The organism is Otoolea muris (genome assembly GCF_943193115.1).
In the GTDB taxonomy this organism is placed as follows: domain Bacteria; phylum Bacillota; class Clostridia; order Lachnospirales; family Lachnospiraceae; genus Otoolea; species Otoolea muris.
The window spans coordinates 131,264-144,605 of sequence record NZ_CALPCY010000002.1 but is presented as its reverse complement, the minus strand read 5'-3'; the positions used below and the strand labels follow the sequence as shown (position 1 = coordinate 144,605).

At 48.8% G+C, this 13,342-nt stretch carries 25 protein-coding genes; all 25 read left to right on the top strand.

Features of this window, described 5'->3' with window-relative positions; genetic code table 11:
* Positions 1-4 precede the first annotated feature (4 nt).
* Entirely contained in the window at positions 5-661 is a 657-nt protein-coding gene (gene rpsC, locus NFS31_RS02510) for a 30S ribosomal protein S3 (protein WP_251491237.1), read from the top strand.
* Complete coding sequence (rplP, locus tag NFS31_RS02505) at positions 661-1,098, top strand: 50S ribosomal protein L16 (protein WP_251491234.1); 438 nt, start codon at positions 661-663, stop codon at positions 1,096-1,098. The genes rpsC and rplP overlap by 1 nt, the downstream gene beginning before the upstream one ends.
* On the top strand, positions 1,088-1,288 hold the full coding sequence (gene rpmC, locus NFS31_RS02500; protein WP_251491231.1) for a 50S ribosomal protein L29: 201 nt from the start codon (positions 1,088-1,090) through the stop codon (positions 1,286-1,288). Before rplP ends, rpmC begins: the two co-directional genes overlap by 11 nt.
* 78 nt (positions 1,289-1,366) lie before the next feature.
* Positions 1,367-1,621: a 30S ribosomal protein S17 gene (gene rpsQ / locus NFS31_RS02495; protein ID WP_160225763.1), complete on the top strand. Its 255-nt coding sequence runs from the start codon at positions 1,367-1,369 to the stop codon at positions 1,619-1,621.
* A gap of 27 nt (positions 1,622-1,648) precedes the next feature.
* Complete coding sequence (rplN, locus tag NFS31_RS02490; protein ID WP_160225762.1) at positions 1,649-2,017, top strand: 50S ribosomal protein L14; 369 nt, start codon at positions 1,649-1,651, stop codon at positions 2,015-2,017.
* Between the two features lie 12 nt (positions 2,018-2,029).
* On the top strand, positions 2,030-2,335 hold the full coding sequence (gene rplX, locus NFS31_RS02485; RefSeq protein WP_251491229.1) for a 50S ribosomal protein L24: 306 nt from the start codon (positions 2,030-2,032) through the stop codon (positions 2,333-2,335).
* Between the two features lie 23 nt (positions 2,336-2,358).
* Complete coding sequence (rplE, locus tag NFS31_RS02480) at positions 2,359-2,898, top strand: 50S ribosomal protein L5 (RefSeq protein ID WP_160225760.1); 540 nt, start codon at positions 2,359-2,361, stop codon at positions 2,896-2,898.
* Positions 2,899-2,913: 15 nt separating this feature from the next.
* Positions 2,914-3,099 (top strand): type Z 30S ribosomal protein S14, encoded by a 186-nt coding sequence (locus NFS31_RS02475; protein ID WP_008396318.1) that lies wholly within the window; start codon positions 2,914-2,916, stop codon positions 3,097-3,099.
* 97 nt (positions 3,100-3,196) lie between these two features.
* Positions 3,197-3,598, top strand: a complete 402-nt coding sequence (gene rpsH, locus NFS31_RS02470) for a 30S ribosomal protein S8 (protein WP_251491227.1) — start codon at positions 3,197-3,199, stop codon at positions 3,596-3,598.
* A 61-nt stretch (positions 3,599-3,659) separates the two neighbouring features.
* On the top strand, positions 3,660-4,202 hold the full coding sequence (gene rplF, locus NFS31_RS02465) for a 50S ribosomal protein L6 (protein WP_251491224.1): 543 nt from the start codon (positions 3,660-3,662) through the stop codon (positions 4,200-4,202).
* Positions 4,203-4,219: 17 nt separating this feature from the next.
* Positions 4,220-4,588: a 50S ribosomal protein L18 gene (rplR, locus tag NFS31_RS02460; protein ID WP_160225757.1), complete on the top strand. Its 369-nt coding sequence runs from the start codon at positions 4,220-4,222 to the stop codon at positions 4,586-4,588.
* 19 nt (positions 4,589-4,607) lie between these two features.
* Complete coding sequence (rpsE, locus tag NFS31_RS02455; protein WP_251491222.1) at positions 4,608-5,117, top strand: 30S ribosomal protein S5; 510 nt, start codon at positions 4,608-4,610, stop codon at positions 5,115-5,117.
* 15 nt (positions 5,118-5,132) lie between these two features.
* Positions 5,133-5,315 (top strand): 50S ribosomal protein L30, encoded by a 183-nt coding sequence (gene rpmD / locus NFS31_RS02450; RefSeq protein ID WP_160225755.1) that lies wholly within the window; start codon positions 5,133-5,135, stop codon positions 5,313-5,315.
* Between the two features lie 21 nt (positions 5,316-5,336).
* Positions 5,337-5,777: a 50S ribosomal protein L15 gene (gene rplO / locus NFS31_RS02445; RefSeq protein ID WP_160225754.1), complete on the top strand. Its 441-nt coding sequence runs from the start codon at positions 5,337-5,339 to the stop codon at positions 5,775-5,777.
* A 1-nt stretch (position 5,778) separates the two neighbouring features.
* Positions 5,779-7,095 (top strand): preprotein translocase subunit SecY, encoded by a 1,317-nt coding sequence (gene secY, locus NFS31_RS02440; RefSeq protein ID WP_251491220.1) that lies wholly within the window; start codon positions 5,779-5,781, stop codon positions 7,093-7,095.
* A gap of 257 nt (positions 7,096-7,352) precedes the next feature.
* Positions 7,353-7,997, top strand: coding sequence for an adenylate kinase (locus NFS31_RS02435; protein WP_251491218.1), 645 nt, complete (start codon positions 7,353-7,355; stop codon positions 7,995-7,997).
* A 4-nt stretch (positions 7,998-8,001) separates the two neighbouring features.
* The gene (map, locus tag NFS31_RS02430; RefSeq protein ID WP_251491216.1) at positions 8,002-8,760 is read left to right on the top strand and encodes a type I methionyl aminopeptidase; all 759 of its coding nucleotides are present in this window, start codon (positions 8,002-8,004) and stop codon (positions 8,758-8,760) included.
* A 64-nt stretch (positions 8,761-8,824) separates the two neighbouring features.
* Complete coding sequence (locus NFS31_RS02425) at positions 8,825-9,109, top strand: KOW domain-containing RNA-binding protein (protein WP_251491214.1); 285 nt, start codon at positions 8,825-8,827, stop codon at positions 9,107-9,109.
* A gap of 6 nt (positions 9,110-9,115) precedes the next feature.
* On the top strand, positions 9,116-9,334 hold the full coding sequence (infA, locus tag NFS31_RS02420) for a translation initiation factor IF-1 (RefSeq protein ID WP_160225749.1): 219 nt from the start codon (positions 9,116-9,118) through the stop codon (positions 9,332-9,334).
* 193 nt (positions 9,335-9,527) lie between these two features.
* Complete coding sequence (rpmJ, locus tag NFS31_RS02415; RefSeq protein ID WP_160225748.1) at positions 9,528-9,641, top strand: 50S ribosomal protein L36; 114 nt, start codon at positions 9,528-9,530, stop codon at positions 9,639-9,641.
* A gap of 127 nt (positions 9,642-9,768) precedes the next feature.
* Positions 9,769-10,137, top strand: coding sequence for a 30S ribosomal protein S13 (gene rpsM / locus NFS31_RS02410; protein ID WP_160225747.1), 369 nt, complete (start codon positions 9,769-9,771; stop codon positions 10,135-10,137).
* An 89-nt stretch (positions 10,138-10,226) separates the two neighbouring features.
* Positions 10,227-10,628 carry a 30S ribosomal protein S11 gene (gene rpsK / locus NFS31_RS02405; RefSeq protein WP_160225746.1) on the top strand — a complete coding sequence of 134 codons (402 nt, stop codon included), beginning with the start codon at positions 10,227-10,229 and terminating at the stop codon, positions 10,626-10,628.
* A gap of 18 nt (positions 10,629-10,646) precedes the next feature.
* Positions 10,647-11,240, top strand: coding sequence for a 30S ribosomal protein S4 (gene rpsD / locus NFS31_RS02400; RefSeq protein WP_160225745.1), 594 nt, complete (start codon positions 10,647-10,649; stop codon positions 11,238-11,240).
* Between the two features lie 179 nt (positions 11,241-11,419).
* Positions 11,420-12,382: a DNA-directed RNA polymerase subunit alpha gene (locus tag NFS31_RS02395; RefSeq protein ID WP_160225744.1), complete on the top strand. Its 963-nt coding sequence runs from the start codon at positions 11,420-11,422 to the stop codon at positions 12,380-12,382.
* A gap of 274 nt (positions 12,383-12,656) precedes the next feature.
* Complete coding sequence (locus tag NFS31_RS02390) at positions 12,657-13,193, top strand: bL17 family ribosomal protein (RefSeq protein ID WP_251491212.1); 537 nt, start codon at positions 12,657-12,659, stop codon at positions 13,191-13,193.
* Positions 13,194-13,342 lie beyond the last annotated feature (149 nt).

The window sequence follows — 13,342 nt, the reverse complement described above, 5'->3', positions numbered from 1 at the left end:
AAATATGGGACAGAAGGTTAATCCACACGGCTTGAGAGTCGGCGTTATTAAGGATTGGGATTCCAGATGGTATGCGGAAGCTGATTTTGCTGATAACCTGGTTGAGGATCACAAGATCAGAACATTTTTAAAGAAGAAATTATTCAGCGCAGGCATCTCCAAGATCGAGATCGAACGCGCATCCGATAAAGTAAAGATCATCATCTACACCGCAAAGCCCGGCGTTGTGATCGGCAAGGGCGGCGCTGAGATTGAGAAGACAAAGGCGCAGATTCAGAAGCTGACAGCCAGGAAGGTGTTTGTGGACATCAAAGAGGTAAAGCGTCCGGACAGAGACGCGCAGCTTGTGGCAGAGAATATTGCGCAGCAGCTTGAGAACCGCGTGTCCTTCCGCCGCGCCGTGAAATCCGCTATGGGCCGTAGCATGAAGGCCGGAGCCAAGGGCATTAAGGCATCCGTATCCGGACGTCTCGGCGGCGCTGATATTGCCCGCACCGAGTTCTACAGCGAGGGCACAATCCCGCTTCAGACATTAAGAGCAGATATTGACTATGGTTTCGCAGAGGCAGATACAACCTACGGCAAGACTGGCGTTAAGGTTTGGATCTACAAGGGCGAGGTACTTCCTGCTAAGGGAAATAAGGAAGGGAGCGATAAATAATGTTAATGCCGAAAAGAGTAAAGCGTCGTAAACAGTTCCGTGGTTCCATGGCGGGCAAGGCCACAAGAGGCAATATGATCAACTATGGAGAATTTGGTTTAGTCGCTACGGAGCCGTGCTGGATTAAGTCCAATCAGATAGAGGCAGCCCGTGTTGCCATGACCCGTTATATCAAACGTGGCGGTAAAGTATGGATCAAGATTTTCCCGGATAAGCCGGTTACCGCTAAGCCGGCTGAGACTCGTATGGGTTCCGGTAAAGGCTCTCTCGAATACTGGGTAGCGGTTGTAAAACCGGGCCGCGTGTTATTCGAGATCGCAGGTGTACCAGAGGAGACGGCCAGAGAGGCGCTTCGTCTTGCCATGCACAAGCTTCCCTGCAAGTGTAAGATTGCGTCTAAAGCAGATTTAGAAGGCGGTGATAACAGTGAAAATTAATAAGTATGTAGAAGATTTAAAGGCAAAATCAGCTGCAGAATTGAATGAAGAATTAGTAGCTGCTAAGAAAGAGCTTTTCAACTTAAGATTTCAGAATGCAACCAACCAGCTTGATAATACGAGCCGCATCAAAGAGGTTCGCAGAAATATCGCCCGCATTCAGACCGTGATCACACAGAAGGCTGAGTAGTCCGGAAGCGGTTTCACTGGCAAGGATCATTTTAATATAGATTGGATTCCTAAAACATAGGGAAAGGAGATATCTACCGTGGAAAGAAATCTTAGAAAGACACGTACTGGTAAAGTCGTAAGCGATAAAATGGATAAGACCATTGTAGTTGCTATCGAGAACCATGTAAAACATCCTTTAATCGGTAAGATTGTTAAAAAGACATATAAATTAAAAGCACACGACGAGAAGAACGAGTGTGGTATCGGCGATACCGTAAAGGTGATGGAGACAAGGCCATTATCCAAGGATAAGAGATGGAGGCTTGTCGAGATTATCGAGAAGGCCAGATAATTTCGGAAATCAGAAAGGAGTATTGGCATGATTCAGCAGGAGAGCAGATTAAGGGTTGCCGACAATACCGGTGCTAAAGAATTACTCTGTATCCGCGTGATGGGCGGTTCTACAAGAAGATATGCGAATATTGGCGATATTATTGTTGCCAGCGTTAAAGATGCAACGCCAGGCGGTGTTGTAAAGAAGGGCGACGTTGTAAAGGCGGTTGTTGTACGCACTGTGAAGGGCGCGCGCCGTAAGGACGGTTCCTATATTAAGTTCGACGAGAACGCGGCTGTTATCATCAAGGATGACAAGAATCCGAGAGGAACCCGTATCTTTGGGCCGGTGGCGAGAGAGCTGCGTGAGAAACAGTTCATGAAGATTGTTTCCCTGGCTCCGGAAGTGCTGTAGGAGGTGGCGACTGTGCATAAAATTAAAAAAGGCGACCTGGTAAAGGTTATTACAGGCAAGGACAAAGATAAATCCGGAAAGATTCTTTCCGTTAATTTAAAGAAGAACACCGTTCTCGTAGAGGGCTGCAACATGATCACAAAGCATACCAAACCCTCTCCGGTGAATCAGCAGGGCGGCATCATCCACCAGGAGGGCCCGATCCATATTTCCAACGTAATGCTGATGGTTGACGGGAAGACGACGAAAGTCGGCTTTGAGGTAAGAGATGGCAAAAAGGTCCGCGTTGCAAGGGCAACCGGTAAGGTGATTGATTAATACGGAGAGGAGGAACGTTTGAGTTGGCCAGATTAAAGGAGATATACCGTAGCGAGATCGTAGACGCTATGGTTAAAAAATTCGGATATAAAAACGTTATGGAAGTGCCGAAGCTTGAGAAGATTGTTGTCAACATGGGTGTCGGCGAGGCGAAAGAGAACGCTAAGGTTCTGGACTCTGCCGTAAGGGATATGGAGATTATCACAGGCCAGAAGGCAGTTCTGACAAAGGCTAAGAAATCCGTTGCAAACTTCAAGATCAGAGAGGGCATGGCAATCGGATGTAAGGTGACGCTGCGCGGCGAGAAGATGTATGAGTTTGCAGACCGCCTGATCAACCTGGCGCTTCCGCGTGTAAGAGACTTCCGCGGTGTAAACCCGAATGCATTTGACGGCAGAGGCAACTATGCCCTTGGTATCAAAGAGCAGCTTATCTTCCCGGAGATCGAGTACGATAAGGTTGATAAGGTGAGAGGCATGGATGTCATCTTCGTAACCACTGCAAAGACTGATGAAGAGGCGCGTGAACTGCTGACGCTGTTCAACATGCCGTTCGCGAAATAATAGGAGGATTTATCAATGGCTAAGACTTCGATGAAGATTAAACAGCAGCGTCCGGCAAAATTCTCCACCAGAGAATACAACCGCTGCAGGATTTGTGGCCGTCCACATGCGTATTTAAGAAAATATGGCATCTGCCGTATTTGTTTCCGTGAGTTAGCCTATAAAGGTGAAATCCCGGGCGTAAAGAAGGCCAGTTGGTAAGATCTGGCGTGCGGAATGGACCTTTGTTGCACCGGAAAGCGATGCTTTTGGGTGTGGCTGCAGAAACTTGATAAAAAGAAAAGGAGGCAAACTCAAGATGACTATGAGCGATCCGATTGCAGATATGCTGACAAGAATCCGCAATGCAAATATTAGGAAACATGATACAGTAGATATTCCGTCTTCCAAAATGAAATTAGCAATCGCTGATATCCTTTTGAAAGAAGGATATATTAAGAAATATGACATCGTTGAGGACGGCAGCTTTAAGACGATTCGCATTGAGTTAAAGTATGGCAAGGACAAGAATGAGAAGATCATTTCCGGGCTTAAGAGAATCTCCAAGCCGGGTCTTCGCGTGTATGCGAATAAGGATGAGATGCCGAAGGTTCTGGGCGGCTTAGGCGTGGCGATTGTTTCCACAAACCAGGGCGTGATCACAGACAAAACGGCCAGAGAGCTGGGCGTAGGCGGAGAGGTATTGGCCTTCGTCTGGTAAAAACTGAAAACAGAGAAGCCGCGGACGGCTTCTCCGAGAATTTAAGTAGGAGGGAACAGGCATGTCACGTATCGGAAGAATGCCAGTTGCGATTCCGGCAGGAGTAACTGTAACAATCGCAGAAAATAATGTAGTGACTGTAAAAGGACCGAAGGGAACGCTTGAGAGAGCGCTGGCTCCGGAGATGGAAATCAAGGAAGAGGACGGCCATATCGTCGTTTCAAGACCGAACGATTTAAAGAGGATGAAATCCTTACACGGCCTGACCAGGACATTGATTAACAACATGGTTCACGGCGTTACCGAGGGTTATGAGAAGGTTCTGGAAGTAAACGGCGTCGGTTACAGGGCTTCCAAGCAGGGCAAGAAGCTCACGCTGAACTTAGGCTACTCCCATCCGGTTGAGATGGAGGATCCCGAGGGCATTGAGACGGTTCTGGAGGGCCAGAACAAGATCACCGTTAAGGGAATCAGCAAGGAGAAGGTCGGACAGTACGCCGCTGAGATCCGGGATAAGAGAAGACCTGAGCCTTATAAGGGCAAGGGCATTAAATATGCTGATGAGGTTATCAGACGTAAAGTCGGTAAGACTGGTAAGAAATAATTAAGGAGTGTGTGAAGATGATTAGCAAAAAGTCAAGAAGCGAAGTCCGCGAGAAAAAGCACGCCAGATTACGTAATCGTTTTTCCGGCACATCTGAGAGACCGCGTTTAGCAGTATTCAGAAGCAATAATCATATGTATGCCCAGATTATCGACGACACAGCCCGCGTTACGTTAGCGGCTGCATCCACGACGGAGAAGGCTGTAAAGGCTGAGCTTGAGAAGACGGACAATGTGGCGGCGGCGGCTTACGTCGGAACAGTCATTGCAAAGAGGGCTCTGGAAAAGGGAATTAAGACGGTTGTTTTTGACAGAGGCGGATTTATTTATCACGGTAAGGTTCAGGCATTGGCAGACGCAGCCAGAGAAGCTGGTCTGGAATTCTAGTAGGAGGGAGAACATACACATGAAACGTACAAAAATTGATGCCAGCCAGTTCGAATTAGAAGACAAGGTAGTGGCAATCAAACGTGTATCTAAGACTGTGAAGGGCGGACGTACCATGAGATTCTCCGCGCTGGTCGTGGTTGGCGATAAGAACGGGCACGTTGGAGCAGGTATGGGCAAAGCCGCTGAAGTTCCGGAAGCGATCCGCAAGGGAAAAGAGGCTGCGGCGAGAAATCTGATGGCGGTTCCGCTGGATGACAACAGCAGCATTCCGCACGATTTTAACGGCAAATTCGGAAGCGCCAATGTGCTTCTTAAGAGAGCTCCGGAAGGTACCGGTATCATCGCAGGCGGCCCGGCCCGTGCGGTGCTGGAGCTTGCGGGATATAAGAATATCCGTACAAAGTCCTTAGGTTCCAATAATAAGACGAACGTTGTTTTAGCGACCCTTGCAGGCTTAAATGAGATCAAGATGCCTGAGGAGGTTGCAAAACTCCGCGGAAAATCGGTAGAAGAAATCATGAGCTAATAGGAGGAAGAGGACATGGCAGAGAAATTAAAAATCACGTTAGTAAAATCTCCTATCGGCGCCGTTCCGAAGCAGAAAGCGACTGTCGAGGCCCTTGGCCTTAGAAAGATGGGCAAGACAGTGGAGCTGCCGAACAACGATGCGGTTAAGGGAATGATTCAGAGAGTAAGGCACTTGGTAAAAGTGGAAGAGAGCTAAGATTTGTAAGGAGGTGCAGTCATGGATTTATCTAATTTACGGCCTGCCGAAGGTTCTAAGCACAGCGACAGCTTCAGAAGAGGGCGTGGGCACGGTTCAGGCAACGGTAAGACTGCCGGTAAGGGCCATAAGGGACAGAAAGCCCGTTCCGGAGCTCCGAGACCGGGGTTTGAGGGCGGCCAGATGCCTTTATACAGACGTATTCCGAAGAGAGGCTTCAAGAACCGGAATTCTAAGACCATCATTGGCATCAATGTAAGCGCCTTAGAGAGATTTGAGAACGACACAGTAGTAACGGTAGAAACCTTAATGGAAGCAGGGATTGTGAAAAACCCGCGCGACGGCGTTAAGATTCTTGGCAACGGCGAGCTGACAAAGAGACTGACAGTGAAGACAGACGCGGTCAGCGAGGGCGCGAAGGCCAAAATCGAAGCTGCCGGCGGAACCTGCGAGGTGATCTGATATGTTAAAAACGCTCCAGAATGCATTTAAGATAAAGGAGATCAGGGAGAAGCTTCTCTATACCTTCTTTATGCTGATTGTGATCCGCATCGGATCACAACTGCCGATTCCCGGAGTACAAACGACATTTTTTAAAGAACTGTTTGAGAGACAGTCCAACGATGCTTTTGGATTCATTAATACGATTACCGGCGGTTCGCTTACGAATATGTCGGTATTCGCATTGAGCATCACGCCCTACATCACATCTTCCATTATTATGCAGCTTCTGACGATTGCGATTCCGAAGCTGGAGGAGATGCAGCGCGAGGGTGAGGACGGAAGAAAAAAGATTGCGGAATATACGCGTTATCTGACGGTAGGGCTGGCCCTGATGCAGTCTGTGGCCATGTCCGTGGGCTTTGGCGGCAGGGGACTTCTGCTCAATTTCAATGCGATGAGCGTGATTGTCGCAGTAGCCACGATGACAGCCGGAAGCGCGATGCTGATGTGGATAGGCGAGCGGATCACGGAGCACGGCGTTGGAAACGGCATATCCATTGTTCTGCTGTTTAATATTATTTCCAGCATGCCGAATGATATGATCACGCTCTATGAGCGGTTCCTGTCCGGGAAGATTGTAGCGGTACAGGTTGTATCCGCGATCATTATTATAGCCGTGATTCTCGCAATGGTTGTATTTGTGATTATTCTTCAGGACGGCGAGAGGCGCATCCCCGTTCAGTATTCCAAGAAGATGCAGGGCAGGAAGATGGTAGGCGGACAGTCCACCAATATTCCGCTGAAGGTAAACACAGCAGGCGTTATCCCTGTTATTTTTGCCTCGTCCCTGATGTCCTTCCCGGTGGTGATTGCAGGCTTTTTCCCGATGGATCCGAGCTCGATCGGAGCGAAGATCCTGATGGTGCTGCGCTCTGACTCCTGGTTCCGTCCGGAGATGCCGTTTTACTCGATCGGTATGGTGGTATATGTGGCGCTGATTATTGTATTCGCCTATTTCTATACATCTATCACTTTTAATCCGCTTGAGGTTGCCAATAATATGAAAAAATCCGGCGGCTTTATACCGGGTATCCGTCCCGGCAGGCCGACCTCTGATTATCTGAACAATATTCTGAACTATATTGTGCTGATCGGCGTGTGCGGCCTGATCGTGGTCTGCCTGATTCCGATTATCATATCCGGTTTATTTACTGTCAATCAGTTGTCGTTTGGGGGCACTTCCCTGATTATCATTGTCGGAGTTGTGCTTGAGACGATCAAGGCGGTAGAATCACAGATGCTGGTTCGTAATTACAAAGGATTTTTGAATGATTAAAATGATTCGCTTTCCAGTACAGCGTTTCGTAGATACTCGTATACTAAGCGCCTGATATTTGTGTCAGTGCAAGGCGGCTGAATGAGGCGATGCGGTGGCATCGTCGATTGAAGCCAACGCGGCAATGGCGCAAATAGCGGGTGCTTAGTGTATGAGTATCTGCGAAATGCTGTACTGTGCAGGAGCTACCCGTAGACGGCAGATCCTGCATAGAGGCGATTCTTTTCTAATTTACTATATAAGGGGGAGGTTAGATAATGAAGATTATTATGCTGGGAGCGCCGGGCGCAGGCAAGGGGACACAGGCAAAGCGTATCGCGGAAAAGTATGGAATTCCGCACATTTCAACAGGAGACATCTTCCGGGCCAATATCAAAGAAGGCACAGAGCTTGGCTTAAAGGCAAAGGAATACATGGATCAGGGCCTTCTGGTTCCGGACGAGGTGACGATCGGCATGCTTCTCGACCGCATCCATCAGGCGGACTGCAAAAACGGCTATGTCCTGGACGGCTTCCCGAGGACGATCCCGCAGGCGGAGAGCCTTAACAAGGCCCTGGCCGATATGGGAGAGGCCATTGATTTTGCGATCGATGTGGACGTTCCGGACGAGAATATCGTAAACCGTATGGGCGGCCGCCGGGCCTGCTTAAAGTGCGGCGCGACTTATCATGTGGAGTACGCTGCGCCGAAGGCGGACGGGGTATGCGACGCCTGCGGATCCGGCCTGGTTCTGCGCGACGACGATAAGCCGGAGACGGTGCAGAAGCGCCTGACCGTGTACCATGACCAAACGCAGCCTCTCATTGAGTATTACAAGGGCCAGGGCGTTCTCCACTCCGTGGACGGGACGCAGGCTATGGAAGCTGTGTTTGAGAGCATCACGGGTATCCTGGGAGCATAGGAATATGGCAGTATCAATTAAATCTCCCAGAGAGATTGAGCTGATGAGGGAGGCGGGAAAGATTCTCGCCAAAACGCATGAGGAGCTGGGAAAACAGCTTAGGCCCGGGATGACGACCTGGGAGATCGATCATCTGGGAGAGGAAATTATCCGCAGCTATGGCTGTAAGCCCTCTTTTAAAAATTATAACGGCTATCCGGCTTCGATCTGCGTGTCGGTAAACGACGAGGTCGTCCATGGGATTCCGGATAAAAAGCATTATATAAAAGAGGGAGATATTGTGAGCCTGGACGCCGGGGTGATCTATAAGGGCTATCACTCCGACGCGGCCAGGACCCACGGGATCGGCGAGATCAGCAAAGCGGCAGAACAGCTCATTGAGGTGACAAAGCAAAGTTTTTACGAAGGGATTAAGTTTGCAAAACCCGGCAATCATCTTAATGACATTTCCACGGCAATCCAGAAATATGCGGAGAGCTTTGGCTACGGCGTGGTGAGAGATCTGGTCGGCCATGGGATTGGTTCTCATCTGCACGAGGATCCGGAGGTCCCGAATTTCTCCAGGCGGAGAAAAGGGATCCGCCTCCAGCCCGGCATGACGCTGGCGGTTGAGCCGATGATCAATGCAGGGCGTTACGAAGTGGTATGGCTGGATAATGAATGGACGGTTGTGACAAGGGACGGTTCGCTGTCGGCTCATTACGAGAATACGATTCTTATAACCGGGGACGGGCCGGAGATCCTGTCTCTTACGCATGCCTGAGCCGCCGCGCGCCGCGGGCGGGGCCTGCGGATTGCGCTTAACAGCATTGTTTTGAGGTGGTAGAATGGCAGAATATAAGGCAGGGCGCCTGGTTAAGTCCCTGGCCGGACATGACAGGGGACGCTTATTTATCATAGTAAGGGAAGAAGCGGAGTATGTTTATCTGGCGGACGGCAGGACCCGGACCGCGGCAAAACCGAAACGCAAGAAAAAAAAGCATGTCCAGATATCCCGGATCGGGGATGAGGCGATCATGGAAGCGCTGACAGGCGGCGCGGCCGTCACGGATGAGCAGATCCGGTATTTTATCCGCTGCTGTATGAAAGAGGAAACGAATCCAGGGAGGTAGAGTTGTATGTCCAAAGCAGATGTAATTGAGATTGAGGGGATCGTGGCCGAGAAGCTGCCCAACGCCATGTTTAAGGTCGAGCTGGAGAACGGCCATATCGTACTGGCCACGATCAGCGGGAAGCTCCGCATGAACTATATCCGGATCCTGCCGGGAGATAAGGTTACCATGGAGATGTCTCCCTACGATTTATCCAAGGGCAGGATTATTTGGAGAGATAAGTAATAATAATGCTTGCATTATAGAATCGGAAGTGTTATAATGCACTAGCGAACTTTGTTGAAGCAACAGGCGAGATCCGCCTTTTTGGAGGCGGCTGCCTGTCATACCTGCAGGGCCGGACAGCGGACTGCAACAGGCTGTGAAGCGTATTGCATGTCCGGATACAGGACGGATGATTGCGGAAAGGAGAATTACTGTGAAGGTTAGATCATCAGTTAAAAAAATTTGCGAAAAATGCAAGATCATCAGAAGAAAAGGCAGTATCAGAGTAATCTGTGAAAATCCGAAGCACAAACAAAGACAGGGCTGATGAGGATTTGCCTGCCTCAATTTTCGCACGGCTTTCTATATGAACCACTCGGATGAGTTGTTTAATAGTTTAAGCGATAATACATCATTAACGAAGCAAAAAAAACTAATGGAGGTGTACTACACACATGGCTCGTATTTCAGGTGTTGATTTACCAAGAGAAAAGCGTGTCGAGATCGGATTGACTTACATCTACGGTATTGGCAGGGCAAGTTCAAACCGTATTCTTGCGGAAGCCGGCGTGAATCCTGACACACGCGTTAAGGATCTGACGGATGAAGAGGTTAAGAAGATCTCCACGATCATCGCTGACTCTCAGGTTGTGGAAGGCGATCTGCGCAGAGAGATTGCCATGAACATCAAGAGGCTCCAGGAGATCGGATGCTACAGAGGAATCCGTCACAGAAAGAGCCTTCCGGTCCGCGGCCAGAAGACCAAGACAAACGCAAGAACGCGTAAGGGTCCGAGAAAGACAGTAGCGAACAAGAAGAAGTAAATTACAGGTAATGAAGTCAGAATCAGGTTGATGGAACTATATTTTCAGTGACAGGATTCGTATTAAGGAAGAAAGTAGGTTAGTTTAAAATGGCTAAAAAAGTGTCAACTGGTAAAAAAGTGACAAAAAAGCGTGTAAAGAAAAACGTTGAACGCGGACAGGCGCACATCCAGTCATCTTTTAATAACACAATCGTTACCTTAACAGATACACAGGGTAATGCTTTATCATGGGCGAGTGCAGGCGGTCTGGGATTTAGAGGTTCAAGGAAATCTACTCCATATGCAGCTCAGATGGCTGCGGAAACTGCGACGAAGGCAGCTCTTATCCATGGCTTAAAGTCAGTAGACGTTATGGTAAAAGGTCCGGGATCCGGCCGTGAAGCAGCAATCCGCGCCCTTCAGGCATGTGGTCTTGAAGTAACCAGCATCCGCGACGTAACTCCGGTTCCGCACAATGGATGCCGTCCGCCAAAACGCAGAAGAGTCTAATTTAGGAGGTGCAATAAAGTGGCAGTAGATAGAGTTCCTGTACTTAAAAGATGTAGATCTCTTGGCCTGGATCCGATTTATCTGGGAATCGACAAGAAATCCAGAAGAGAGTTAAAAAGAGCCAACAGAAAAATCAGCGAGTATGGCCTTCAGATGAGGGAGAAGCAGAAAGCAAAGTTTATCTATGGTGTGTTAGAGAAGCCGTTTAGAAATTATTATGCTAAGGCATCCAGAATGAAGGGACAGGTTGGTACGAACCTGATGATTCTTCTGGAGACAAGACTGGATAACGTGCTGTTCAGGCTTGGCTTTGGCCGCACAAGAAAGGAAGCCAGACAGATTGTGGATCACAAGCATGTCCTGGTGAACGGAAAGGCGGTAAACGTTCCGTCTTACCTTGTGAAGGCCGGTGATGTAATTGAGATCAAAGAGAAATATAAATCTTCACAGAGATATAAAGATGTTTTAGAAGTGACCGGCGGAAGGATGGTGCCGGCCTGGTTAGAGGCAGACGCCGAGAACTTAAGAGGCACCGTGAAAGAGCTGCCGACCAGAGACGAGATTGATGTTCCTGTAAATGAAGTGCTTATCGTCGAGCTGTACTCCAAATAATTAAGAGCCTGATTTAGTCAGTTTGATGTAAAAACGGGGCGGCAGGGTTTCTTTGCTGCCTGAAATCTGCTTTTGGTTATGATATGAAAGTGCAGCAGACCCTCAAGAAAGGTTATCATCCACAGGCCGTCTGCGCCTGTGGCCGCTAACCGGCAAAGTTCCTAAAAGGAGGGGCTATCGTGTTCGATTTTGAAAAACCAAAAATAGAAATTGCTGAGATTACGGAAGACAAACGATACGGCAAGTTTGTAGTGGAGCCGCTGGAAAGAGGCTATGGCACTACGTTAGGAAATTCTTTAAGAAGAATTATGCTCTCATCTTTGCCCGGCGCAGCAGTGAGTCAAGTGAAAATCGATGGCGTTTTGCATGAATTCAGCTCCATCCCCGGCGTGAAGGAGGATGTGACTGAGATTATAATGAACATCAAGAGTCTGGCCATTAGAAACAGCAGCGAGACCAATGAGCCGAAGACGGCCTACATTGAGTTTGAGGGTGAAGGCGTGATAACAGCCGCTGATATCCAGGCTGATTCGGATATTGAGATCATGAATCCGGAGCAGGTGATTGCGACCTTAAGCGGCGGTACGGACAGTAAGTTCTATATGGAGCTTACCATCACAAAGGGCCGCGGCTATATCAGCGCGGACAAGAATAAAAACGATGAGCTTCCCATCGGCGTGATTGCGGTGGATTCCATCTATACCCCGGTGGAGCGCGTCAACATGACAGTAGAGAATACGCGTGTGGGTCAGGTGACGGATTACGATAAGCTGACCCTGGATGTATACACGAACGGAACCCTTGCCCCGGACGAGACAGTCAGTCTGGCGGCAAAGGTTCTGAGCGAGCATTTGAATCTCTTCATTGATCTTTCTGAAAATGCCAGAACGGCTGAGGTTATGGTGGAAAAGGAAGACAACGAGAAGGAAAAAGTGCTTGAGATGAACATTGATGAGCTGGAATTATCCGTGCGCTCATACAACTGTTTAAAACGCGCAGGCATCAATACGGTTGAAGAGCTCTGCAACCGGACGCCGGAGGATATGATGAAGGTCAGAAACTTAGGCCGGAAATCCCTCGAAGAGGTGCTTGCAAAATTAAAGGAATTGGGCCTTCAGCTAAATCCCAGCGAAGAGGTATGATTCAGTAACAGTTCAGTCTTCGACTCTGCGAGGTGTTTTTTGTGAGCGAAGGTCACAGAAAACCCGAGGGTAGCAAGCGCGAAATTGTGCAGAAGGCACAATTTCTGTGCATCATTTGTTGCAGTTTAGCCGGAAGGCTGAACTGTAAGATGATTCATAAATTACCCGCCGCCGATAAAATCGGCAGTGAGTTATAACCCGAATGGATTAACAGCAGCCGGTCAGTAAGCCCGAAGCGCATGGCCGGGTGTTCCACGAATGGAGGAGTATTATCATGGCAGGATATAGAAAGCTGGGCAGAACATCTGACCAGAGAAAAGCGATGCTGCGCAGCCTTGTGACAGGTCTGTTATATAACGGCAAGATCGTGACAACCGAGGCAAGAGCAAAGGAAGTGCGCAAGATTGCAGAGGGATTAATTGCAATGGCCGTACGGGAAAAGGACAACTACGAGACAGTAAAGGTAACGGCCAAGGTTGCCCGCAAGGATGAGAACGGCAAGAGAGTAAAGGAAGTCGTTGACGGCAAGAAGGTTACTCTCTATGATGAGGTGGAGAAGGAGATCAAGAAGGATAAGCCTTCCAGACTTCATGCCAGAAGGCAGATGCTGAGAGTTCTCTACCCTGTGACAGAGGTTCCGGTTCAGAGAGCGGGACGAAAGAAGAATACAAAATCGGTTGATCTGCCGGCAAAGCTGTTTGATGAGATCGCTCCGAAGTATGTGAACCGGAATGGCGGATATACGAGGATTGTGAAGATCGGGCAGCGCAAGGGCGATGGCGCGATGGAGGTTCTGCTGGAGCTTGTGTAAGGTCTGTGAATGACAGAGCCTGAAAGAAAATGTAAGAGAAAACCCTGTGAAAGACGGTTGGCAGATCGTTTTTTGCGGGGTTTTTTGTAATTGTTTCAGATTCTTAATGCAGATGCGAATTGATAGCTAATATTTGGCAACTATCTTAC